The following is a 22,923-nucleotide window of genomic DNA, read 5'->3' as shown; positions in this document are numbered from 1 at the left end:
CCGGTGGATGCGGCCCTTCTCAGAAGTCGCTGAGCCGAAACTCAGACCCGAGCCGAAGCTCAGGCGGCGACGACCTCGACGCTGACCTTGGCAGAGACCTCGGGGTGCAGACGCACCGAGGTCTCGTGGGCGCCCAGGGTCTTGATGGGCGCGCCCAGCTCGATGCGGCGCTTGTCGACCTCGGGGCCACCGGACGCCTTGATCGCGGACGCGACGTCGGCGGGGGTGACGGAACCGAAGAGACGGCCGGCGTCGCCGGAGCGAACGGCCAGACGGACCTTGGTGCCCTCGAGCTGCGCCTTGATGGCGTTGGCCTGCTCGATGGTCTGGATCTCGTGGATCTTGCGGGCGCGGCGGATCTGCGCCACGTCCTTCTCGCCACCCTTGGTCCAGCGGATAGCGAAGTTCCGCGGGATCAGGTAGTTGCGAGCGTAGCCGTCCTTGACGTCGACGACGTCGCCGGCGGCACCGAGGCCGGAGACCTCGTGGGTGAGGATGATCTTCATTCTTCGGTCACCCTTCCCTTATCGCGCGGTGGACGTGTAGGGCAGCAGCGCCATCTCACGGCTGTTCTTCACGGCCGTGGCGACGTCACGCTGGTGCTGCGTGCAGTTGCCGGTCACGCGGCGGGCACGGATCTTGCCGCGGTCGGAAATGAACTTCCGCAGCATGTTCGTGTCCTTGTAGTCCACGTACTGGACCTTGTCCTTGCAGAACGCGCAGACCTTCTTCTTCGGCTTGCGCACAGGCGGCTTCGCCATGGTGATTCTCCTGTGTGATCAAGAAGTGTGGGTGACGACCCCGCCCTAGAAGGGGGGCTCGTCCGAGTAGCCACCGCCGGAGCCGCCGCCCCAGCCGCCTCCACCACCCTGGCCACCGGCGGGAGCCCCGCCGCTCGCCCAGGGGTCGGACTGCTGCGAGCCGCCGCCCTGCTGACCGCCGCCGGGGCCCCCGCCCCAGCCGCCGCCACCCTGGCCGCCCTGGCCGCCGTAACCGCCCTGGCCGCCACGGGCACCGCCGCCGGAGGTCTTGGTGACCTTCGCCGTGGCGCTCCGCAGGCTGGGGCCGACTTCCTCGACGTCCAGCTCGTAGACCGTCCGCCTGACGCCCTGGTTGTCGTCGTAGGACCGCTGCTTCAGCCGGCCCTGAACGACGACGCGCATGCCCTTGGTCAGGGACTCCGCGACGTTCTCCGCCATCTGCCGCCAGACCGAGCAGCTCAGGAACAGGCTCTCGCCGTCCTTCCACTCATTGGTCTGCCGGTCGAAGGTGCGGGGGGTGGACGCGACACGGAAGTTCGCGACCGGCGCACCGGACGCGGTGAAGCGCAGCTCGGGGTCGTCGACGAGATTGCCGACGACCGTGATGACGGTCTCGCCTGCCATGGGGGAACCTCTCAGCGGGTTTGCTGCTGGCTGGTGGTGCTACTCGATTCCCGGGATCGACCGAGCCGGCAGGCTCAGTGCATCTCGGGACGGAGGACCTTGGTCCGGAGGACCGACTCGTTCAGGTTCATCTGGCGGTCGAGCTCCTTGACGACCGCAGGCTCGGCCTGCAGGTCGATGACCGAGTAGATGCCCTCGGGCTTCTTCTTGATCTCGTACGAGAGACGACGACGGCCCCAGGTGTCGACCTTCTCGACCTTGCCGTTGCCCTCACGGACGACGGAGAGGAAGTTCTCGATCAGGGGGGCGACAGCGCGCTCCTCCAGATCGGGGTCGAGGATGACCATCACCTCGTAGTGACGCATGTGGAACCCACCTCCTTTGGACTCAGCGGCCACGGTCGATCCGTGGCAGGAGGGTTGTATGCGTGGTGGTGCGTGAGCAACGGTATCGGGACCCACTGACAGTCGAGCTGACAGTCGAGCTGGTCGCCGTCGTGACGTGGGCAGACACCGGTGCAGACGGTACAGACTACCCGCACACCGGCTTCCGGTTGAAATCCGTGCGCGAACAGCGTCAATCCCTCTCATATCGGGTACTCGCCGACTAGGATGCGCCGCTTCCGTCAGGAGGTGCTCATGGCACAGACAACGCGCTCGCAGCCTCGGCCCGGCATCCACGGGTCCCTCTTCGCGACCGATCACCAGCCCCACCGGAAGGTCAACACCCTGCTCGGGGTGACCCTGGTGCTCGGTGTGCTGGCCCTGGTGACGGCCGGATTCCACCACCTGCACCTGATCACGTCGTGGGCCGGTCTGATCGGGATCATCACCGGCGCCTTCGGCCAGTTCATCTCGGCGACCACCCGAGAACGGTTCGGTCTGATCGTCGGGCTCGGCGCCTGTGCGCTGGGGTTCTTCCTGGGCATGTCCCACGGAGGTCTCTTCGGCGGGGTCTTCTCCTAGGCCGGACGGTCCAGGAGGGGCGCTGAGGGCGCTCCCGCGGCTTCCCCGCATGTCCCGTCCGCCCCGGTCCGTTCCGGCCCCGCCGGTCACGGACCGGGGCGGACCCCCTACGTGTCCGTCAGTACGTTCGGCAGGCACAGTAGGCTTCGGCGCGAGAGCCGGAGCCCCTACATGTGGGGACACGCCAGCCCGAGGAGCGCCCCGAACATGAGCCTGACCCTGAGGACGATCAGCCGAGAACAGCATCTGGCCTACATCCAGAGCCTGCCCTCGGCCAGCCACATGCAGGTACCGGCGTGGGCCGACGTGAAGGCCGAATGGCGTGCTGAGAGCCTCGGGTGGTTCGACGACCGCACCGGTGAGCTGGTCGGCGCGGGTCTGGTCCTGTACCGGCAGCTCCCCAAGATCAAGCGCTACCTGGCGTACCTGCCCGAGGGCCCGGTCATCAACTGGTTCGCGCCCAACCTGACCGACTGGCTCGAGCCGATGCTGGCCCACCTCAAGGCCCAGGGCGCCTTCTCGGTGAAGATGGGCCCGCCGGTGATCATCCGCCGGTGGGACGCCCCCTCCATCAAGAAGGGCATCCAGGACACCGATGTGAAGCGGCTGCGGGACATCGAGCCGGACTTCATCGAGCCGCGGGCCTTCGAGGTCGCCGACAAGCTGCGCCGCATGGGCTGGCAGCAGGGTGAGGACGGCGGTGCCGGCTTCGGCGACGTCCAGCCCCGCTACGTCTTCCAGGTTCCGCTGGAGAACCGTTCGCTGGAGGACGTCCACAAGAACTTCAACCAGCTCTGGCGCCGCAACATCAAGAAGGCCGAGAAGGCCGGCGTCGAGGTCGTGCAGGGCGGCTACCAGGACCTGGAGGAGTGGCAGCGGCTCTACGAGATCACCGCGGTCCGCGACCACTTCCGGCCCCGCCCGCTCTCCTACTTCCAGCGCATGTGGACGGCGCTCAACGCCGAGGACCCCAACCGCATGCGGCTGTACTTCGCCCGCAAGGACGGGGTGAACCTCTCCGCGGCCACCATGCTGATCGTCGGCGGCCACGTCTGGTACTCCTACGGCGCCTCCGACAACATCGGCCGCGAGTTCCGCCCCTCCAACGCCATGCAGTGGCGGATGCTCCGGGACGCCTACGCCCTGGGCGCCACCGTCTACGACCTGCGCGGCATCTCCGACTCGCTGGACGAGTCGGACCACCTCTTCGGTCTGATCCAGTTCAAGGTCGGCACCGGCGGGCAGGCCGCGGAGTACCTGGGCGAGTGGGACTTCCCGCTCAACAAGCTGCTCCACAAGGCCCTCGACATCTACATGTCGCGCCGCTGACCGTCCCGGTGTTTGCTTCCATAGTCAGCTGAGGCCGCCACCGGGCGGCCTCGGCACTCCACACCTCTCATCCGAAGCCACGAGAAAGGGTCCGGACCGGCCATGGCGCTCACGCTCTACGTCGACACCGCGCGCTGGCGGGCACACCACAAGCACGTGCAGGATTCGTTCCCCGGCCTCGTCCCCGTCTGCAAGGGGAACGGTTACGGCTTCGGTCACGAGCGTCTGGCCGAGGAGGCGACCCGACTGGGCTCCGACATCCTCGCCACCGGCACCACCTACGAGGCCGCCAGGCTCAAGGACTGGTTCGGAGGGGACCTGCTGGTCCTGACGCCGTTCCGGCGCGGCGAGGAGCCCGTGCCGCTGCCCGACCGTGTCATCCGCTCCGTCTCCTCGGTGGACGGGGTCTACGGCCTGGTGGGGGCGCGCGTGGTCATCGAGGTGATGTCCTCGATGAAGCGCCACGGCGTCAACGAGGCGGAACTCGCGCAGCTGCACGCCGCCATAGAGAACGTCCGCCTGGAGGGCTTCGCTCTCCACCTTCCCCTGGACCGCACCGACGGCTCGGACGCCGTCGAGGAGGTCATCGGGTGGATGGACCGCCTCCGGGCCGCCCGCCTGCCGCTGCACACCATGTTCGTCAGCCACCTCAAGGCCGACGAACTGGCCCGTCTGCAGCAGCAGTTCCCGCAGACCCGCTTCCGCGCCCGGATCGGCACCCGGCTGTGGCTCGGCGACCACGAGGCGACCGAGTACCGCGGCGCCGTCCTCGACGTCACCCGCGTCTCGAAGGGCGACCGGTTCGGCTACCGCCAGCAGAAGGTCGCCTCGGACGGGTACCTGGTCGTGGTCGCCGGCGGCACCTCGCACGGCGTCGGTCTGGAGGCCCCCAAGGCACTCCACGGCGTGATGCCGCGGGCCAAGGGCGTCGCCCGGGCCGGTCTGGCCACCGTCAACCGCAACCTGTCGCCGTTCGTCTGGGGCGGCAAGCAGCGGTGGTTCGCCGAACCCCCGCACATGCAGGTGTCCATCCTGTTCGTCCCTGCGGATGCCCCCGAGCCCAAGGTGGGCGACGAGCTGGTCGCCCACCTGCGCCACACCACCACGCAGTTCGACCGGCTCGTCGACAACTGAGCCGTTCCGGGCGCGGCGCCGCCGCGCCCGGCGCCGTCCTAGGCGTTCCCGTTCCCGGCGGTCTCCTCCTTGCGGAGGGGGCCGCCGCGGTGCTTCCAGGGGTTGTCGTCGTCGCCGGGATCCTCGCCCGCCCCGTCCCTGCCCTCGACCCCGTCCGCGTCCTGTCCCTGGGGCGCGCGACGCAGGACGAAGACATCGTCCGCCCCGTCGAGGACGCCGCCCGACGGGTCGTCCTGACCCGTGTGCCGCACCACGTCGTCCTCCGGGCGGAGGATGTCGCGAACGATCATGAAGCACAGGTAGAGCGTGCCCAGCAGGTGGACGATGATCACGAAGTGGTACCCCTCCGGCGGCAGCCCCTTGGCCTTGTCGCCGCCGCTGGTGTACGCGAGGTGCATCCAGATGCCCAGGAAGTACAGGACCTCGCAGGCCTGCCAGATGAGGAAGTCGCGCCAGCGCGGACGGGCCAGGGCGGCCAGAGGCACCAGCCAGAGGACGTACTGCGGCGAGTAGACCTTGTTGGTGAGGATGAACGCCGCCACCGCCAGGAAGGCAAGCTGGGCGAACCGCGGCCGCCGGGGCGCGGCCAGAGCGAGAGCCATACCGCCGGCCAGCGCGACGACGGTGAGGACCAGGGCGATCGGATTCACCGTTTCCGGGGTGAGCCCCAGATCCAGGCGCTGGTTCAGGAGCAGCCAGAAGGAGCCGTAGTCGACCGACCGCTCCTGGCTGAAGCGGTAGAACTTCGACCAGCCTTCGAAGGCGAAGAGCATCACCGGCAGGTTCACCACCAGCCAGGCGCCCGCCGCACCCGCCACGGCGGTCGCGTACTCCCGCACGCGCCCGGCCCTCCAGCAGAGGGCGAGCAGAGGCACCAGCAGGAAGACCGGATAGAGCTTGGCGGCCGTGGCCAGGCCCAGCAGGACACCGAAGGCCAGCGGGCGGGAGCGCGCCCACATCAGCATCGCCGCGGCCGTCAGGGCCACCGCCAGCAGGTCCCAGTTGATGGTGGCGGTCAGCGCGAAGGCCGGGGCCAGGGCGACCAGCAGGCCGTCCCAGGGCCGCCGCGCGTGGGTGCGGGCCGCGCACACGGCGATCACCGCGGCGCAGACCATCAGCATGCCGGCGTTGACCATCCAGTAGTTCTGGCTCTGGTCCTGGTAGCTGCCCCCGTCGGGGGTGAGCCAGGAGGCCACCTCCATGAAGACCCCGGTGAGCACCGGGTATTCGAGGAACTCCATCTGGTCGGGCAGCCGGTCGAAGTACGGCACCAGATCCTGGGCGAATCCCCGTGCGTGGTACAGGTGCGGGATGTCCGAGTAGCAGGCATGGGTGTACTGCGCGCCGGCGCCGAAGAACCAGGCCCCGTTGTAGCAAGGCGCCTTCTGGATCAGCCCCAGGGCGAAGAGGGCCATCGCCAGCAGCACCACCACGCGTGTGGGCGACCACCAGGAGCCACCGGTCAGGGCGTGGCGTCCCAGGGGACCCCCCAGGAACTCACTGCCGGAGGCAGCCACCGGGTCCTCGCGGGTGGGGGCCACGGGCTCCTCCGCGTCCCGCGCCACGGTGGCGCCGGTCCCGGGCTCGGGGATGCTCTCGTGCGTCGTCTCAGCGCTGGGCATGGCGCACATCCTGCCGTACCGACGCCCGGAAAGGGCGAGGGCCGCCGCACCCGAAGGTGCGGCGGCCCATGTTTCACGTGAAACGGACGTGACGGCCGAAACCGACGCTAACCGGTGGATCCGCCTCTGCCGTTACTTCCGCCGCTGTTGGTATTGCCGAAGATGCTGCCTTCGCTGACGGTGCCGGAGTCATTGCCGTCGGTGGTTCCACCGTTGTCGGTGTCGCCGTTCATGCCTCCGCCGTCCGTTTCGCCGAGGGTTCCACCGTCGGTGGTCTGCCCGTCGGTGGTGCCACCGTCCTCTTCACACCCGAAGTCGAAGGGGCGGCAGGTGGTCGACGGCTGGGCCGGCGCACTCGGAGTCGGCTTGTCGTCCTCCTTGTCCTCCTCCTCGGTCGCGCTCTCCGAGGGGGTCGGCTCCGGGCTCGGCGACGGGTTGTACACGGTGCCCAGGGGCGCCGGGTCCGGGAAGGGCTGCGGGTTGTAGTCCTTGTCCTGCATGGCCACCGACATGTACTCCTTCCACACGTCGGCGGGGATGTCACCACCGTGGATGGAGGGCAGGCCACCCACCATCTTCATGGAGAGCAGTTCCTTGTCCTTGGGGTTGGTCCGGAACATCGCCACCGCGGTGGAGAGCTCCGAGGTGTACCCCACGTACCAGGCGGACTTGTTCTCGTCGGTGGTACCCGTCTTGCCTGCGTTCGGGAAGGGAAGGTCCGCCAGGGCCTTGGCCGTACCGTTCTGGACGACGTTCTCGAGGACCTTGGTCACGTTGTCCGCGACGGCGGGGTCGAGTCCCTTCTCCTTCTTCGGCTTGTCGAAGTTCGGCAGTTCCTTGCCGGTCTTGGTGTCGACGACCTTGGTCACCGAGAACGGCTCGTAGTGCTTGCCGGAGGAGGCGAAGCCGGCGTAGGCGTCCGCCATCCGGATCGCGCTGGGGGTCGAGGTGCCCAGGGAGAACGAGGCGTTGTTCATGTTCCCCGAGTCGAAGCTCTCCTCGAGGATGCCCAGGTTCATGGCCGTCTTGCGGGTGTTGTCCAGCCCGACGTCGATGCCCAGCTGCACGAACGGCACGTTGACCGAGTGCTGCATGGCCTTGTCGAGCGTGATCATGCCCCACTGCTCGGTGCCCTCGTTCTTCTGCCGGAACGGGCCGCCCTTGGCGTTGGGGATGGGCTTGCCGTTCTGGTCGACGATCACCGTGAGGTCGTTGCCCTGGTAGAGGCTCTGCGGGGAGAGGGGCTGGCCATCGGTGTGGATGGTGCCGTACTCCATGGCGGAGGCGAGCACGAACGGCTTCCAGGTCGACCCGACCGGCACGCCCAGGGTGTCCGCGTTGTTGGTGTAGTGCCCCTTGTCGTACCCCTCACCGCCGTAGACGGCCACGATCGCCCCGGAGTCGGGGTCGATGGAGGCGCCGCCGAACTGCACGTGGGTGTCGGTGTCGGGGCGCTTCTTCTCGTCGAGGAGCTCCTCGCTCGACTTCTGGACGGCCTTCTCCAGCTCCCGCACGCGGTCCTTGTCGAACGTGGTGTAGATCCGGTAGCCGCCCCGCTTCTCCAGCTCGTCCTGCGAGATGCCCGCCGTCTTCGCGACATAGCTCTTGGCAATGTCGATCAGGTAACCGGTCTGGCCGGAGAGCTTGGACTTCTGCTTCTTGAGCTCGGGAAACTCGGTGATCTCACTCCGCTCGGCGGCGGTCAGACTCCCGACCTCGACCATGCGGCCCAGGATCCAGTTCCAGCGCTTCTCGGCGCGCTCGGTGTTCGCCTTCGGCGTCGCGGCGGAGCCCACACCACCGTCGGGGTTGTAGAGGTTCGGCCCCTTGAGGACCGAGGCGAGGAAGACGCTTTCCGCAGGAGACAGCTTCTTGGAGTCCTTGCCGAAGTACGCCTGCGCCGCGGCCTGGACGCCGTAGGCGTCGCGGCCGTAGTAGGCGGTGTTCAGATAGCCGGCGAGGATGTCGTCCTTCTCCATCTTCGCGCCGACCTTTATGGAGATGAACAGCTCCTTGAACTTGCGGGTCAGCGTCTGGCTCTGGTCCAGGTACGTGTTCTTCACGTACTGCTGGGTGATGGTGGAGCCACCCTGGACCTCTTCGCCCTGGGCCATGTTGAAGAGCGCGCGGGCGATACCCATCGGGTCGACGCCCTTGTCCTTGTAGAAGGACGCGTTCTCGGCGGCAATCACCGCCTGCTGCAGCTCCTTCGGGATGTCGTCCAGCGGCACGATCTGGCGGTTGGCCTTGCCGCCCGTGGTCGCCATCTGGCTCCCGTCGGCCCAGTGGAAGACGTTGCTCTGGGCCGTCGCCGCGGCCAGCTCCTGGTCCGGCACTTCCACCATGGCGTAACCGATGCCGCCCACCAGCAGCAGGCTGGCGAAGAAGCCCACGAACATGCCCGAGACCAGGCGCCAGGACGGCACCCAGCGGGCGGCCCCGTACTTCCCCGCGCGCGGGTAGTCGATGAAGCGGTCCCGGGACGCGGATCGGCCACGCCGTCCCTCGGGGGCCGCACGGCGGCGCCCGCCGCCGGTTCCCCCGGACCTCTGCGCGGCGCGCCGGGCCTCGGCCCGACCGCCGTACGGGCGCTCCTCCGCCTCCGGCCCCTGATACGAGCCGGAAGCGGAGCCGGTGGCTCCTCGCGGTGCCGCGCGGCGGCCGGAGGACGAACCGGACTGGGCGCGTCGGGCCGCGGCACGTCCGCCTCCCTGCGGCTGTGGCGGTTTGCGACGGTGCTCGCTCATCGAACGATTACTCCTCGGGCAGGCGCGCAGACACGCGCCTGGAAACAGCGGCTGGTTTCCGGTCCCCCCGACGTACGGCCGACGGTCATTCGCTCAGCCGTACTACACCTGGGACGTGGACGTATCACGGACGTCACTTGGTTCCCGGCGGTATGCATGCCGCACAGACTACGCATCTTCGAATTGCGCCAAATCGGGTTCTCGGCCACGAACACCGCATAGCACTGCACCCGAATCGGCGATGTGACGCCGGTCACCGGGTCTCCCCTTGTACGCCGCTCGGAGCCGACCTATCGTCTGGATGTATCGAGTCGATACATCGGGGGAACATAAAGTCCACCGCGACAGTCCGCGGCAGAGAGGAGGCGACGATGAGCCGGCGATCCGGGATCCTCGAGTTCGCCGTACTCGGCCTGCTCCGCGAATCACCGATGCACGGCTATGAGCTGCGCAAACGGCTCAACACGTCGCTGGGCGTCTTCCGTGCCTTCAGTTACGGAACCCTCTACCCGTGCCTCAAGACGCTGGTCGCAAACGGCTGGTTGATCGAGGAGCCGTCGGCCGAGCCCGTGGACGCCCTGGCCGCCCCCCTCACCGGGCGTCGCGCCAAGATCGTCTACCGGCTGACGGCGGAAGGTAAGGAGAGGTTCGAGGAGCTGCTCTCGCAGACCGGACCCGACTCCTACGAGGACGAGACCTTCGCGGCTCGCTTCGCCTTCTTCGGGCAGACCTCCCGCGACGTGCGCATGCGCGTGCTGGAAGGCCGCCGCAGTCGGCTCGAGGAGCGCCTGGAGAAGATGCGCGCCTCGTTCGCGCGGACCCGGGAGCGCCTCGACGACTACACCCTCGAGCTCCAGCGCCACGGCATGGAGTCCGTGGAGCGCGAAGTGCGCTGGCTGAACGAGCTCATCGAGAGCGAGCGGGCGGGGCGTGACCAGAAGCGGTCGCCCTCCCCGGACTCCGCTCAGCAGGACACGTCATCCGGAGCGACGGGCGACCAGACCCGGCGTGGGGACGGCACCCCGCCCGAGACGCCCGAAGACAACAACACGTGAAGCCACAGGGTTTCACCGAGTACACACAGGGAGCCACCGCAATGGGTTCGGTTCGCGTAGCCATCGTCGGCGTGGGCAACTGCGCCGCCTCGCTGGTGCAGGGCGTCGAGTACTACAAGGACGCCGACCCGGCGTCCAAGGTGCCTGGCCTGATGCACGTCCAGTTCGGCGACTACCACGTCGGTGACGTCGAGTTCGTCGCCGCCTTCGATGTCGACGCGAAGAAGGTCGGTCTCGACCTCGCGGACGCCATCGGAGCCTCCGAGAACAACACCATCAAGATCTGCGACGTTCCGCGCACCGGCGTCACCGTCCAGCGCGGTCACACCCTGGACGGTCTCGGCAAGTACTACCGCGAGACCATCGAGGAGTCCGCCGAGGAGCCGGTCGACGTCGTCCAGGTCCTCAAGGACCAGAAGGTCGACGTCCTGGTCTGCTACCTGCCCGTCGGCTCCGAGGACGCCGCGCGCTTCTACGCCCAGTGCGCCATCGACGCCAAGGTCGGATTCGTCAACGCCCTCCCGGTCTTCATCGCCGGCACCAAGGAGTGGGCGGACAAGTTCACCGAGGCCGGTGTCCCGATCGTCGGCGACGACATCAAGTCCCAGGTCGGCGCCACCATCACCCACCGCGTCATGGCGAAGCTGTTCGAGGACCGCGGCGTGGTGCTGGACCGCACCATGCAGCTGAACGTCGGCGGCAACATGGACTTCAAGAACATGCTCGAGCGTGACCGCCTGGAGTCCAAGAAAATTTCCAAGACCCAGGCCGTCACCTCCCAGATCCCCGACCGGGACCTCGGCGAGAAGAACGTCCACATCGGCCCCTCCGACTACGTGGCCTGGCTCGACGACCGCAAGTGGGCCTACGTCCGCCTCGAGGGTCGTGCCTTCGGTGACGTGCCGCTGAACCTGGAGTACAAGCTGGAGGTCTGGGACTCCCCGAACTCCGCGGGTGTGATCATCGACGCCCTGCGCGCCGCGAAGATCGCCAAGGACCGGGGCATCGGTGGCCCGATCCTCTCCGCGTCCAGCTACTTCATGAAGTCCCCGCCGGTCCAGTACTTCGACGACGAGGCCCGGGCCAACGTCGAGAAGTTCATCGCGGGCGAAGTCGAGCGCTGACCCTCGTCCCCGTCCACGACGGGAGCACCACAGGGACCCTGGAGGGGCCCCGGGCATGTCACCCGGGGCCCCTCCCCCCGTTCCGCGGCCCGGGTATGTGAGGCTGAGCGCCATGTCCGCCGTACGCGACCTGTCCGTCCTGCTACGCCTCCGGGACTTCCGCCGCCTCCTCGGTGTGCGACTGCTCTCCCAGGGGGCGGACGGGGTCTACCAGGTGGCGCTCGCCACGTATGTGGTCTTCTCCCCGGAGCAGCAGACCTCGGCGGTGGCCATCGCCTCCGCCATGGCCGTACTCCTGCTGCCGTACTCGTTCGTCGGCCCGTTCGCCGGTGTCCTCCTGGACCGGTGGCGTCGCCGGCAGGTGCTCTTCTTCGGCAGCCTGCTGCGGGCGCTGCTCGCTCTGGTGACCGCCTTCCTGATGCTGGGCGGCGCGCCGGGCCCGCTGTTCTACGCCTCCGCCCTCTGCGTCACCGCCGTCAACCGTTTCGTGCTCGCCGGCCTCTCCGCGGCTCTGCCCCGGGTCGTCGAGGGCGAACACCTGGTCACCGCCAACTCCCTCACCCCGACCGCCGGCACGCTCGCGGCAACCGCCGGGGGCGGGCTGGCCTTCGTGGTCCGGCTCACGGGGGCGGATTCCGACGCGGTGGTGGTGCTGCTCGGCGCCTTCCTCTATCTCTGCGCCGCCCTGGCCTCCCTCCGGATGGCCCCCGACCTCCTGGGGCCCGACCGCGACGGTGAACCTGCCCCTCGGCTGCGGCAGTCCCTCACCGGCACCGCACGCGGGCTCGCCGACGGGCTGCGGCACCTGGCGGAGCCCGGTCGGCGCCAGGCCGCCTCGGCGCTGGCGGCGATGACGGCCATGCGTTTCTGCTACGGCGCCCAGACGGTGATGGTCCTGATGCTGTGCCGCTACGCGTGGAACGAGGACGCCACCGTCACGGGTCGGCAGGACGGCCTGGCGCTGCTGGGAGTGGCGGTCGCCGTCTCCGGCGCGGGCTTCTTCGCCGCAGCCGTGATCACGCCGTCCTCGGCCGGCCGCTTGGGGCCGGTGCGCTGGATGACGTTCTGTGCGGCCTGCGCCACCGTTCTCGCTCCCGCACTGGTCCTGCCGTTCGCCCCGACCTCCGTCATGGCGGCCGCCTTCGTCCTGGGCCTCGTCACCCAGGGGGCGAAGATCTCCACCGACACGGTGGTGCAGTCGAGCGTCGAGGACCGCTTCCGGGGGCGGGTCTTCTCCCTGTACGACGTCCTCTTCAACGTCGCCTTCGTGAGTGCGGCGGGTGTGGCCGCGCTGATGCTGCCGCACGACGGGCGGTCGCCCGCACTGGTCCTGACGGTGGCAGCGCTCTACGGCGTCACCACGCTTGCACTGCTGCGGCTGACGCGGAGGCACTGACGACGACAGAGCGTCTGGACGCACGATGGGCGATGTTTCACGTGAAACATCGCCCATCGCCACATCGCCCCCCGGAGCGGGCACCGTTGTTTCACGTGAAACGACGAGGCCCTCGCCGACCCTTCAGCTCTGCGCAGCCCACCAGTCCTTGAGTGCGGCCACGGCTGCCTCGTGCTCCATGGGGCCGTTCTCCAGGCGCAGTTCCAGCAGGAACTTGTACGCCTGACCGATCACCGGGCCGGGGCCGACACCCAGAATCTCCTGGATCTGGTTGCCGTCGAGGTCCGGGCGGATGGAGTCCAGCTCCTCCTGCTCCTGGAGCTGGGCAATGCGCTCCTCCAGCCCGTCATAGGCGCGCGACAGGGCGGTGGCCTTCCGCTTGTTCCGCGTGGTGCAGTCGGAGCGGGTCAGCTTGTGGAGACGATCCAGGAGGTGGCCCGCGTCCCGCACGTAACGGCGGACCGCGGAGTCGGTCCACTCGCCGGTGCCGTAGCCGTGGAAGCGGAGGTGCAGCTCGACGAGGCGGGAGACGTCCTTCACCATCTCGTTGGAGTACTTCAGCGCCGTCATGCGCTTCTTGGTCATCTTGGCCCCCACCACCTCGTGGTGGTGGAAGGAGACCCGGCCGTCCGACTCGAAGCGGCGCGTCCGCGGCTTGCCGATGTCGTGCAGCAGCGCGGCCAGCCGGAGCGTGAGGTCGGGGCCGTCCTCCTCCAGGTCGATGGCCTGCTCGAGGACGATCAGCGTGTGGTCGTAGACGTCCTTGTGCCGGTGGTGTTCGTCGCGTTCCAGGCGCAGCGCCGGCAGTTCGGGGAGCACCCTGTCGGCCAGCCCGGTCTCGACCAGCAGGCTGAGCCCCTTGCGGGGGTGCGCGGAGAGGATCAGCTTGTTCAGCTCGTCGCGCACCCGCTCGGCGGAGACGATCTCGATCCGCCCGGCCATCTCGGTCATCGCGGTGACGACCCCGGGATCCACCACGAAGTCGAGCTGCGCGGCGAAGCGGGCGGCGCGCATCATCCGCAGCGGGTCGTCGGAGAAGGACTCCTCCGGGGTGCCCGGCGTCCGCAGCACCTTGCGGGCCAGGTCCTCCCTGCCACCGTGCGGGTCGATGAACTCCTTCTCGGGCAGGGCGAGCGCCATGGCGTTGACCGTGAAGTCGCGGCGCACCAGGTCCTGCTCGATGGAGTCCCCGTAGGACACCTCCGGCTTGCGGGAGGTGCGGTCGTAGGCCTCCGAACGGTAGGTCGTGACCTCGATCTGGTAACCGCCCTTCTGGCAGCCCACCGTGCCGAAGGCGATGCCCACCTCCCAGACGGCGTCGGCCCAGGGCCGCACGATCTTGAGCACGTCCTCCGGGCGGGCGTCGGTGGTGAAGTCCAGATCGTTGCCCAGCCGGCCCAACAAGGCGTCCCGGACCGATCCGCCGACCAGGGCGAGCCGGAACCCCGCCTCCTGGAATCGGCGTCCTAGGTCGTCGGCGACAGGGGCCACGCGCAGCAGTTCGCTCACCGCGAGGCTCTCGGCCTGGCTCAGGCTGGACTTGTCTTCGTTGGCGTTCGGCACAACAGAAAAGAGTACGTGTACCGGCACGCGGGACGCCCGCCAGTAAATTCGGGGAGACGACGTGACGGGCCGCACAGCGACCGGAGGCCCGCTACAGCGGTCCGTGGCACGTCCTCTTCTCCCACCTCGTTACCATGCCTGGACGCACACTCGGACAGGCGCCGACGAGCGGCACGAGCCCGCGACCGGACGCCGTACGAACGGCAGCCGAAGATCCGGTACCGAAGACCATCACCGACGACGAGGGACGGACGAGCGCGTGGCCCAGGCGGCAGACTTCCAGGGGATGAGTTCCTCACCTGGCCGCCGGTTGTTGCGGCGCACCGGCGCAGTGCTGGCCGGAGCTCCGCTGCTGGCCGGCTTTCTCCACCTGCCCTCCGCGGAGCAGGCCGCAGCCGCTCCCGCGACCGCCCCGGCAGCCTCTGAGGCCGCTCAGGACGCCTCGGGGCCGGTCTCGGTCTCCCTGGACAGGGTGACGCCCGGCGTCGTCTCCGAGGGCGACACGCTGACCGTCTCGGGCACGGTCACCAACACCGCCAGGCAGGCCGTCACCGACGCCCGCGTGGACCTCCGGCTGGGACAGGCACCCCTGCAGACGCGCTCGGCCATCGACGGCGTCTCCCGGCGGACCACGTTCCAGAACGGGGTGGACGGCAACCCGGTCGGCGGCAAGTACACGACCGCCTTCGACCGGCTCGAGCCGAAGGTGTCGCAGCCCTTCACCATCACCGTCCCGGCGGACGAGCTCGGCCTGGGCCAGGCGGGGGTCTACCAGTTCGGCGCCTCCGTGTCGGGTCGTACCGCCGACCAGCCCTGGGCGGAGCAGGTCCTGGGCATCCAGCGCACGGTTCTGCCCTGGCAGCCGGAGGACCAGGGCGCCACCACCCGGACCACGTTCCTCTGGCCGCTGATCTCCGAGGTCCGGATGACCGCGGAGACCGGCTCCGACGAGCAGCAGTCCCCGGTGTTCCTCGACGACTCGCTCGCCGCGGAGATCGCTCCCGGCGGTCGCCTGGACCGGATGGTCGCCCTGGGCGACCAGCTGGACATCACCTGGGTGCTGGATCCGGACCTGCTCGCCACCGTCGACGCCATGGCGAACGGCTCCTACGAGGTCAAGACGGAGGACGGCCGGGTCGTCGCCGGAGCCCACCGCGACGAGGCCGTCCGCTGGCTGGCCAAGCTCTCCGCGGCCGTCAAGGACGAGGAGGTCGTGACGCTTCCCTACGGGGACCCGGACCTGGCCTCCATCGCGCACAACGGCCGCAACGTCAGCGGCACGCTGAACCAGCTCAAGGAGGCCACCGACGTGGCCGCCGGCACGGTGTGGACCGTCCTCCACGTGAAGGCCAGCACCGAGTACGCCTGGCCCGTCGAAGGGGCCCTGGACCCGGCGATCAAGAACGTGTCGACCTCGGCCGGCGCCGACAAGATCATCACCCGGAGCGACAGCCTCAGGGACGATCTCGCCTACACCCCCTCGGCCGCCCGGCCCATCGGCGGCGGTACCACCGCCGTGGTCGCCGACGCGTGGCTGTCCACGGCATTCGAAGGGGACCTCGCCCGGGCGGAGAGCTCCACCCTGGCCGTGCAGCAGTTCCTCGGGCAGAGCGTCGCCATCAGCCAGCAGTCCAGCCGGGAACGCGACATCGTCGTCGCTCCGCAGCGGACGCCCTCCGCGAGCCAGGCGCAGGCGATGGCGGAGGCCCTCACCGCGCTGGGGAACGGCGGATGGGCGGCGCCCCAGGCACTGGCGGATGCCGTGGAGGCCGATCCCGACCCCCGGGCCTCTTCCCGCGTGCCTCCGGCCTCGGCGTACCCGTCGTCGCTCCGGAAGAAGGAACTCCCCCGGGAGGCCTTCGAGCAGATCGCGCAGACGCAGACGAAGCTCAACAACTTCAAGGTGATCCTCAGCAACGAGGGCCGTGTGGTGATCCCCTTCGGCCGCGCCATGAACCGCGCCATGGCGGTCTCCTGGCGGGGTCACGCCGCGGCGGCGCGTGACTACCGCGCCGATGTGAAGGCGTACCTGGACGACCTCGCGGACCAGGTCTCGCTGATCGACAAGTCGGAGACCAAGCTCTCCGGACACAGCGCCACCATCCCCGTGACGGTGCAGAACAACCTGGTGCAGGGCGTCGAGGGCCTGGTCCTCCGGCTGACCTCCACCAACCCGTCCCGGCTGGAGATCAACGGCAAGAAGTACGACGAGCAGCCGATCACCGTGTCCGGCGGACACAGCCACTCGGTGAAGTTCACCACCTCGGCCAACGCCAACGGCCCCGTCAACGTCACCGCCCAGCTCTACACCGAGGACGGGCGGGCGTACGGCCGGCAGGTGTCGTTCGTGGTCCGCGCCACCGAGGTGACCGCCACGGTGATGCTGGTGATCGGCGGTGGCGTGCTGATCCTGGTGCTGGCCGGCTTCCGGATGTACACGCAGCGCAAGCGCGCCGCCGCCCGCGGCGAGGCGGAGACCGCAGCGGCCGTGGCCGGCGACGGCACGGCGGACGCCCCGGACGCCCCGGAGCAGGCGAGTGACCCCGGCCCGGACACCTCGGCCGAAAGCGCCGACCCGTCCGCCACGGGTGAGAAAGTGGACCGTTGAGCGATGTCGTGGCCGGTGGGCCCGGGAAACCATGAGGTGGGGTAACCATGAACGCGCCGTACGACGGTGACCGCGGCCGGTCCGCGAGCGGCTCGGGCCACCCCGGCGTGCCGCCGACCGAGCACGGGCAGGTGCCGCCGCACCCGCCCGCGGACATGTATCTCCAGGACGCCTACGACCAGGACCCCTACCGAGGGCAGGATCTCTCGACGCAGGACCCGGTCGGCGAGGCGCTGTACGACCGTGGGGTGCGGCCGCCGGCCACGCCGGAGCCCTACGCCTCGTACGGGCACCACCAGCCCCAGGAGCCGCCTCGCGCCCCGGACCCGCGTGTCTGGGCCCCGCCGCCCGGCCACGGGCCTGACGACCGGCAGCAGCCGTCGCCCGGGGACCCCACCTCCCCGTACGTCGGCGTCGACGAACTGGTGACCGGGGCGTCCTCGCCCCAGCAGAACACCGACGCCTTCGCCAACCTCTACCGCGACCAGCAGCCGAACGGAACCAGGCCGCCGGGCGACCCCGCGGCGGGTCCGGGCATGCCCCCGGTGGGCGTCCCCGGCCCGGTGCAGCCCCCGACGGTCCCCGGCGTGCCCGCGGGGCCCGCCGGGCCGGCCGGGCCTGCTGGGCCGCCCCGGCCCGTCCCCCAGCCGCCCGGCCCTCCGGCCCCCGGACCCGGCCCTGAGTCCGGAGCCGCGCCGGCACCGGCACCGGCGGCCAAGAAGGGCGGCCGCGCCTCCAGCCTCCTGAAGTCGAGCGCCGTGATGGCCGCCGGCACCCTGGTCTCGCGCCTCACCGGCTTCGTCCGCTCGATGCTGATCGTCAGCGCCCTCGGCCTCGGCCTGCTCGGCGAGTCCTTCCAGATCGCCTACCAGCTCCCCACGATGATCTACATCCTCACCGTGGGCGGCGGCCTGAACTCGGTGTTCGTGCCCCAGCTGGTGCGGGCCATGAAGAACGACGAGGACGGCGGCGAGGCCTACGCCAACCGCCTCCTGACCCTGGTGATGGTGGCCCTCGCCGCACTCACCGGGCTCGCCATGCTGGGCGCCCCACTGCTGGTGCGCGCCATGTCGGACTCCATCGCGGGCAATCCGGCCGCCAACGACGTCGCCGTCACCTTCACCCTGTACTTCATGCCCTCGATCTTCTTCATGGGCGTCCACGTGGTGATGGGCCAGATCCTCAACGCGCGCAACCGGTTCGGCGCGATGATGTGGACGCCGGTCCTGAACAACATCGTCATCATCGTCACGCTCGGCATGTTCATCTGGGTCTACGGCACTGCCGCCGACTCGAGCATGAAGGTGAACACCATCCCGCCGGAAGGCCTCCGCCTGCTCGGCATCGGCGTGCTCCTCGGACTGGTCGTCCAGGCCCTGGCGATGATCCCCTACCTGAAGGAGAGCGGCTTCAAGCTGCGGCTGCGCTTCGACTGGCGGGGCCACGGCCTGGGCAAGGCGGCCAAGCTGGCCAAGTGGACCATCCTCTTCGTCCTCGCCAACCAGCTCGGCGCCGTGATCGTCTCCCAGCTGGCCACCGCGGCCTTCCTGGACGGCCGGCAGGTCCCCGGCACCGGCTTCAGCGCCTACGCCAACGCGCAGCTCATCTGGGGTCTGCCGCAGGCCATCATCACGGTCTCGCTGATGGCCGCGCTGCTGCCCCGGCTGGCCCGTTCGGCCGCCGAGGACGACGCCGGCGCGGTCCGCGACGACATCTCGCAGGGCCTGCGGACCACGGCGGTCGCGATCGTGCCGGTCGCCTTCGGCTTCATCGCGCTCGGCATCCCGATGTGCACCCTGATGTTCGGCGGTTCCGGCACCACCGCGGCGACCAACATGGGCTACATGCTGATGGCCTTCGGCCTCGGCCTGATCCCCTATTCGGTCCAGTACGTCGTCCTCCGCGCCTTCTACGCCTACGAGGACACCCGGACGCCCTTCTACAACACGGTGATCGTGGCGGCGGGCAACGCCGGTGCCTCGTTCCTCTGCTTCCTGCTGCTCCCCGCCCGCTGGGCGGTGGTCGGCATGGCCGCCTCCTACGGCATCGCCTACGGCATCGGCGTCGGTGTCGCCTGGCGGCGCCTGCGCAAGAAGCTGGGCGGCGACCTGGACGGCGCCCGCGTGCTGCGCACCTACGCCAGGCTCTGCATCGCTTCGGTGCCGGCCGCGGCGCTCAGCGGAGCCGTCTGCTACGGGATCGGTCAGACCCTCGGCTGGAGTTTGCTCGGATCGCTGAGCGCGCTCGTCCTGGGTGGGATCGTTCTCCTCGTGGTCTTCTTCCTCGCCGCGCGGCGGATGCGGGTGGAGGAGCTCAATTCTCTGGTCGGCATGGTCCGGGGACGCCTCGGGCGGTGAGTCCGGGGTAGGCGCACAACCATCGGCCGCCACCGCTTGTCGTGCGGAGCGACGGACTGTGGGCACAATGGGTTTCGGCGTGGCGAGCACGCGATGGATGGGGAGGCAGGAACGACGGTGGCGGAACGAAGCACAGCTGCCGTCGACGTGGCAGGCAACAGCGGCGACGAGCCGCTGACCGCCGAGGCGGACCAGTCCACGGCCGACGGGGTGGCCCAGAAGCGGCGACCGGGCACGGAGCACGACCAGTCACAGGACGACCCCGCGGCGGCGGACTCCGTCCCTGCCCGGGCGCTCGACCTCCACAGCGGCCACAAGCTGGCCCGGCGCTACCGCCTGGAGGAGTGCGTCACCCGCCTGGACGGCTTCAGCAGCTGGCGAGCGATGGACGAGATGCTCCGCCGCGCCGTCGGCGTGCACGTCCTTCCGGCCGACCACCCCCGCGCCCGTTCGGTCCTCTCCGCCGCCCGCTCGGCGGCCCTCCTCGGCGACCCCCGGTTCGTCCAGGTCCTCGACGCCGTCGAGGACGACGACCTGGTCTACGTGGTCCACGAATGGCTCCCCGACGCCAGTGCGCTCACCGGCCTGCTGGCCTCCGGGCCGCTGGAGGCGCACGAGGCCTACCAGATGGTCCTCCAGGTCTCCCAGGCCATGGCGGCCGCGCACCGCGAAGGGCTCGCCCACCTCTGCCTCACCCCGAGCACCGTCCTGCGCACCTCCACGGGTCAGTGGCGGATCCGTGGCCTCGCCGTGAGCTCCGCGCTGCGCGGCATCAGCACCGACACCCCCCAGCGCGCCGACACCGAAGCCATCGGCGCCCTGCTCTACGCCTCGCTCACCCACCGGTGGCCTTACGAGACGGATGCCCACGGTCTCGCCGGCCTGCCCAAGGACCTCGGACTGATCCCCCCGGACCAGGTCCGGGCCGGTGTCCACCGGGGCCTGTCCGAGCTCGCCATGCGCGCCCTCGCCAACGACGGCGCCACCGCCTCCCGCCACGAGGCCGCCTGCACGACGCCGGAAGAACTCGCCAAGGCCGTCGTCGAGATGCCCCGCGTCCGGCGGCCCGAACCGGCCTTCACCACGCCCTCGGAGTACCCGCGCCCCCCGTACGCGCAGACCGCGTACACGGCGGCAGGGCCCGTCCCACCGCCTGTGCCGCCGCCGCCCGCGCCCCTGGAGACCCGCACCGGCAAGGCGCTCAAGTGGACCGTCTCGGCACTCCTGATCGCAGCCCTCGGCCTCGGCAGCTGGCAGCTCGCGGACGTCCTGATGGGCAAGAACAAGAAGCCGCTCGACACCGTGGAGCAGACCGAGCAGCAGGACGAGAAGCCGAAGAAGCCCGAGGCCATAGCGATCAAGGGCGCCACCGACTTCGACCCCTACGGAAGTGACGGCAGGGAAAAGCCTGCGGACATAAGCAAGGTCTACGACAGCAAGTCCGGCACCTACTGGCAGACGGACTACTACGAGACCTATCCCGAGTTCGGCAACCTGAAGCCGGGCGTCGGGGTCATCCTGGACCTCGGCAAGGTCCAGCCCGTCAGCAAGGTCACCGTCGAGTTCATGGGCGAGACCTCGGTGGAGCTCCGAGCCGCGTCCAGCAAGGCCGCCTCGCAGCCGACCGCCTTCGACGACTTCACCAAGGTGGCCAAGGGGTCCGGCACCACGGTCACCCTCACCCCGGGCAAGGAGCTCGAGTCCCGTTACCTCCTGGTCTGGCTGACCAAACTGCCACCGGAGAGCGCCGGCACCTTCCGCGGGCGGGTCGTGGACGTCAAGGTGACCGGCTGACACACCGACACGGGTCGCGGCCCCCGGCCCCGCCGGGCCGCGGCCCACCGGGGGGAGCGGACCACAGGGGGAGGACCGGATGGCCGACGCCGTCAGGTACGAGGGAACGGGCGACCAGGATCTGCTCGGTCTCCATCTCGAGGGGGATCCCGATGCCTTCGGGGAACTGGTCCGCCGGCACCGCGACCGTCTCTGGGCGGTGGCGCTGCGCACCCTCGGCGACCGTGAGGAAGCCGCGGACGCCGTCCAGGACGCCTTGGTCTCCGCCTACCGCAGCGCACACACCTTCCGCGGCCACTCCGCCGTGACCACCTGGCTCCACCGCATCACCGTGAACGCCTGCCTGGACCGCCTCCGCAAGACCGCCACCCGGAAGACCTCTCCGGTGGAGGACACGGAGCGCCTGGACCAGCTGCTCGAGCCGCACGAGGCCGCATCGGCCCCCGCCGAGCGCAACGATCTCCACCGGGAGCTCATCTCGGCCCTCGGCACCCTGCCTCCCGACCAGAGGGCCGCCCTGGTCCTGGTCGACATGCAGGGTTATCCGGTCGCCGAGGCAGCGGGCATCCTCGACGTCCCGGTCGGCACGGTGAAGAGCCGCTGTGCCCGCGGCAGGGCCAGACTGCTCCCTCTGCTGGCTCACCTGCGGCCCTCCGGCGAGCGATCGAAGCACCCGCCGGGTGCGGGACGGAACCGCTCGCGCCCCGCTTCCGTCCCACCCAGGGCGACAGAGACGCCCACCCCTGCATCCACCGATTCTGCTACCGCGAAGGGCGGAGGTGAACGAGCGTGACCTCCACCCAGGACACGGCCGGGCACCCGGACGTCACGGAGATCTCCGAACTGGTGGAAGGCGTGCTCGCACCCGACCGCACAGTCTCGGTGCGCGAGCACCTCGACGACTGCGCCCTGTGCGCCGATGTGCGGGCGGCACTGGAGGAGATCCGGTGCTCCTTGGGAACCCTGCCGGGGCCGGTCCGGATGCCGGCCGATGTGGCCGGCCGCATCGACGCCGCCCTCGCCGCCGAGGCACTGCTCAGCGCCTCGGACAGCGGGACAGCACCGGCACCGACGTCGGCACCGGCACCGGCCATGGGTGCCACGCACACCAGTGCCACCACTCGCCGCCGCCGTACCGATGTTTCACGTGAAACATCGCCGTCCTCCGCGGCCACCGGAGAGCGCTCGGCAGGAGCGGCCGGATCCCACCCGGCACGCCGGACCGGCTCGACCGGCCCCGGTCGTGACGGCCGGGCCACCCCGCGCTCCCGTGCGGCACGCCGGCGCACGCTGGCCCTCGGCACCGTGCTCGCCGCCGGCGCTCTCGGTATCGGTGTCCTCCTCACGCAGCCGTTCCAGGAGGACCCGGCCTCCCCGGCCGCGGCGTCCTTCTCCGGTCGGCCCTTGGACCAGCAGGTGACCGGACTCCTCACCGAAGCCGGTCGCTCCCAGGAGTCCTCCCCGCAGCCCAGGACGATGATCCGGCCCGCCGTAGAGGTCCCGTCCTGCATCCGGGCGGGCATCGCCCGCACCGAGGACGCCGTCGCTGCCCAGAAGGGGAGGTTCGACGGCAAGGACGCCTACCTGGTGCTCCTGCCCGACCCCGAGGCGGACTCCCGCGTGACCGCCTATGTGGTGGACGCCTCCTGCATCAGGGAGTCGTCGGCGGGCAAGGAGACAGAGGGAGACGTCCTCCTGAAGCGCTCCTACGCCCGCTCCTCGGACTGATACGGGCGGGCAGCCGAGCGTCACGTGCCCGGGCAGCGAGACACTCGCGTGCCCGCGCACAGCGGGGAATGCCCGGCCTCTAGGATCCGTTGGGGTGATGTGAAAGCACCGCACCA

At 69.8% G+C, this 22,923-nt stretch carries 18 protein-coding genes; 11 read left to right on the top strand and 7 right to left on the bottom strand.

Annotation, left to right across the window (positions count from 1 at the left end; all coding sequences use genetic code 11):
- Positions 1-59 precede the first annotated feature (59 nt).
- From rplI to rpsF, 4 genes are all read right to left on the bottom strand, one after another.
- Positions 60-506, bottom strand: a complete 447-nt coding sequence (gene rplI, locus ABZ836_RS21750) for a 50S ribosomal protein L9 (protein WP_356132570.1) — start codon at positions 504-506, stop codon at positions 60-62.
- 18 nt (positions 507-524) lie between these two features.
- Entirely contained in the window at positions 525-761 is a 237-nt protein-coding gene (gene rpsR / locus ABZ836_RS21745) for a 30S ribosomal protein S18 (protein WP_006381652.1), read from the bottom strand.
- A 45-nt stretch (positions 762-806) separates the two neighbouring features.
- The gene (locus ABZ836_RS21740; RefSeq protein ID WP_356132572.1) at positions 807-1,385 is read right to left on the bottom strand and encodes a single-stranded DNA-binding protein; all 579 of its coding nucleotides are present in this window, start codon (positions 1,383-1,385) and stop codon (positions 807-809) included.
- A 74-nt stretch (positions 1,386-1,459) separates the two neighbouring features.
- Positions 1,460-1,750 carry a 30S ribosomal protein S6 gene (rpsF, locus tag ABZ836_RS21735; RefSeq protein WP_086797674.1) on the bottom strand — a complete coding sequence of 97 codons (291 nt, stop codon included), beginning with the start codon at positions 1,748-1,750 and terminating at the stop codon, positions 1,460-1,462.
- A 273-nt stretch (positions 1,751-2,023) separates the two neighbouring features.
- Here rpsF and ABZ836_RS21730 point away from each other — a divergent pair, with 273 nt between their 5' ends.
- From ABZ836_RS21730 to ABZ836_RS21720, 3 genes are all read left to right on the top strand, one after another.
- Complete coding sequence (locus ABZ836_RS21730; RefSeq protein WP_356132574.1) at positions 2,024-2,350, top strand: hypothetical protein; 327 nt, start codon at positions 2,024-2,026, stop codon at positions 2,348-2,350.
- A 207-nt stretch (positions 2,351-2,557) separates the two neighbouring features.
- On the top strand, positions 2,558-3,679 hold the full coding sequence (gene femX / locus ABZ836_RS21725) for a peptidoglycan bridge formation glycyltransferase FemX (protein WP_356132576.1): 1,122 nt from the start codon (positions 2,558-2,560) through the stop codon (positions 3,677-3,679).
- A 102-nt stretch (positions 3,680-3,781) separates the two neighbouring features.
- A complete protein-coding gene (locus ABZ836_RS21720; RefSeq protein WP_356132578.1) occupies positions 3,782-4,813 on the top strand; it encodes an alanine racemase in 1,032 nt (343 codons plus the stop codon).
- Positions 4,814-4,851: 38 nt separating this feature from the next.
- Here the strand turns inward: ABZ836_RS21720 and ABZ836_RS21715 are convergent, their stop codons facing one another.
- A complete protein-coding gene (locus tag ABZ836_RS21715) occupies positions 4,852-6,444 on the bottom strand; it encodes a glycosyltransferase 87 family protein (protein ID WP_356132580.1) in 1,593 nt (530 codons plus the stop codon).
- Between the two features lie 98 nt (positions 6,445-6,542).
- The gene (locus ABZ836_RS21710; protein ID WP_361144514.1) at positions 6,543-9,182 is read right to left on the bottom strand and encodes a transglycosylase domain-containing protein; all 2,640 of its coding nucleotides are present in this window, start codon (positions 9,180-9,182) and stop codon (positions 6,543-6,545) included.
- A 371-nt stretch (positions 9,183-9,553) separates the two neighbouring features.
- Here ABZ836_RS21710 and ABZ836_RS21705 point away from each other — a divergent pair, with 371 nt between their 5' ends.
- The 3 genes from ABZ836_RS21705 (at position 9,554) to ABZ836_RS21695 (ending at position 12,757) form a co-directional block, all read left to right on the top strand.
- Positions 9,554-10,237 (top strand): helix-turn-helix transcriptional regulator, encoded by a 684-nt coding sequence (locus ABZ836_RS21705; RefSeq protein ID WP_356132584.1) that lies wholly within the window; start codon positions 9,554-9,556, stop codon positions 10,235-10,237.
- A gap of 41 nt (positions 10,238-10,278) precedes the next feature.
- Complete coding sequence (locus ABZ836_RS21700) at positions 10,279-11,361, top strand: inositol-3-phosphate synthase (RefSeq protein ID WP_356132586.1); 1,083 nt, start codon at positions 10,279-10,281, stop codon at positions 11,359-11,361.
- 112 nt (positions 11,362-11,473) lie between these two features.
- A complete protein-coding gene (locus ABZ836_RS21695) occupies positions 11,474-12,757 on the top strand; it encodes an MFS transporter (protein ID WP_361144511.1) in 1,284 nt (427 codons plus the stop codon).
- Positions 12,758-12,880: 123 nt separating this feature from the next.
- Here ABZ836_RS21695 and ABZ836_RS21690 read toward each other — a convergent pair whose 3' ends face one another.
- A complete protein-coding gene (locus tag ABZ836_RS21690; protein ID WP_361144508.1) occupies positions 12,881-14,320 on the bottom strand; it encodes a CCA tRNA nucleotidyltransferase in 1,440 nt (479 codons plus the stop codon).
- A 259-nt stretch (positions 14,321-14,579) separates the two neighbouring features.
- On the opposite strand from ABZ836_RS21690, the gene ABZ836_RS21685 reads away from it, so the two are divergent.
- The 5 genes from ABZ836_RS21685 (at position 14,580) to ABZ836_RS21665 (ending at position 22,807) form a co-directional block, all read left to right on the top strand.
- Complete coding sequence (locus tag ABZ836_RS21685) at positions 14,580-16,928, top strand: DUF6049 family protein (protein ID WP_361144506.1); 2,349 nt, start codon at positions 14,580-14,582, stop codon at positions 16,926-16,928.
- A gap of 47 nt (positions 16,929-16,975) precedes the next feature.
- A complete protein-coding gene (murJ, locus tag ABZ836_RS21680) occupies positions 16,976-19,285 on the top strand; it encodes a murein biosynthesis integral membrane protein MurJ (RefSeq protein ID WP_361144503.1) in 2,310 nt (769 codons plus the stop codon).
- A 117-nt stretch (positions 19,286-19,402) separates the two neighbouring features.
- On the top strand, positions 19,403-21,079 hold the full coding sequence (locus tag ABZ836_RS21675) for a protein kinase family protein (protein ID WP_356132595.1): 1,677 nt from the start codon (positions 19,403-19,405) through the stop codon (positions 21,077-21,079).
- Positions 21,080-21,158: 79 nt separating this feature from the next.
- Positions 21,159-21,872 (top strand): RNA polymerase sigma factor SigM, encoded by a 714-nt coding sequence (sigM, locus tag ABZ836_RS21670; RefSeq protein WP_361144500.1) that lies wholly within the window; start codon positions 21,159-21,161, stop codon positions 21,870-21,872.
- A complete protein-coding gene (locus ABZ836_RS21665) occupies positions 21,869-22,807 on the top strand; it encodes a hypothetical protein (protein WP_361144497.1) in 939 nt (312 codons plus the stop codon). Before sigM ends, ABZ836_RS21665 begins: the two co-directional genes overlap by 4 nt.
- Positions 22,808-22,923 lie beyond the last annotated feature (116 nt).

The organism is Streptomyces sp. NPDC047130, assembly GCF_040643475.1.
In the GTDB taxonomy this organism is placed as follows: Bacteria; Actinomycetota; Actinomycetes; order Streptomycetales; family Streptomycetaceae; genus Streptomyces.
The sequence above is the reverse complement of the archived record's forward strand: the minus strand, read 5'-3'. Positions and strand labels throughout refer to the sequence as shown.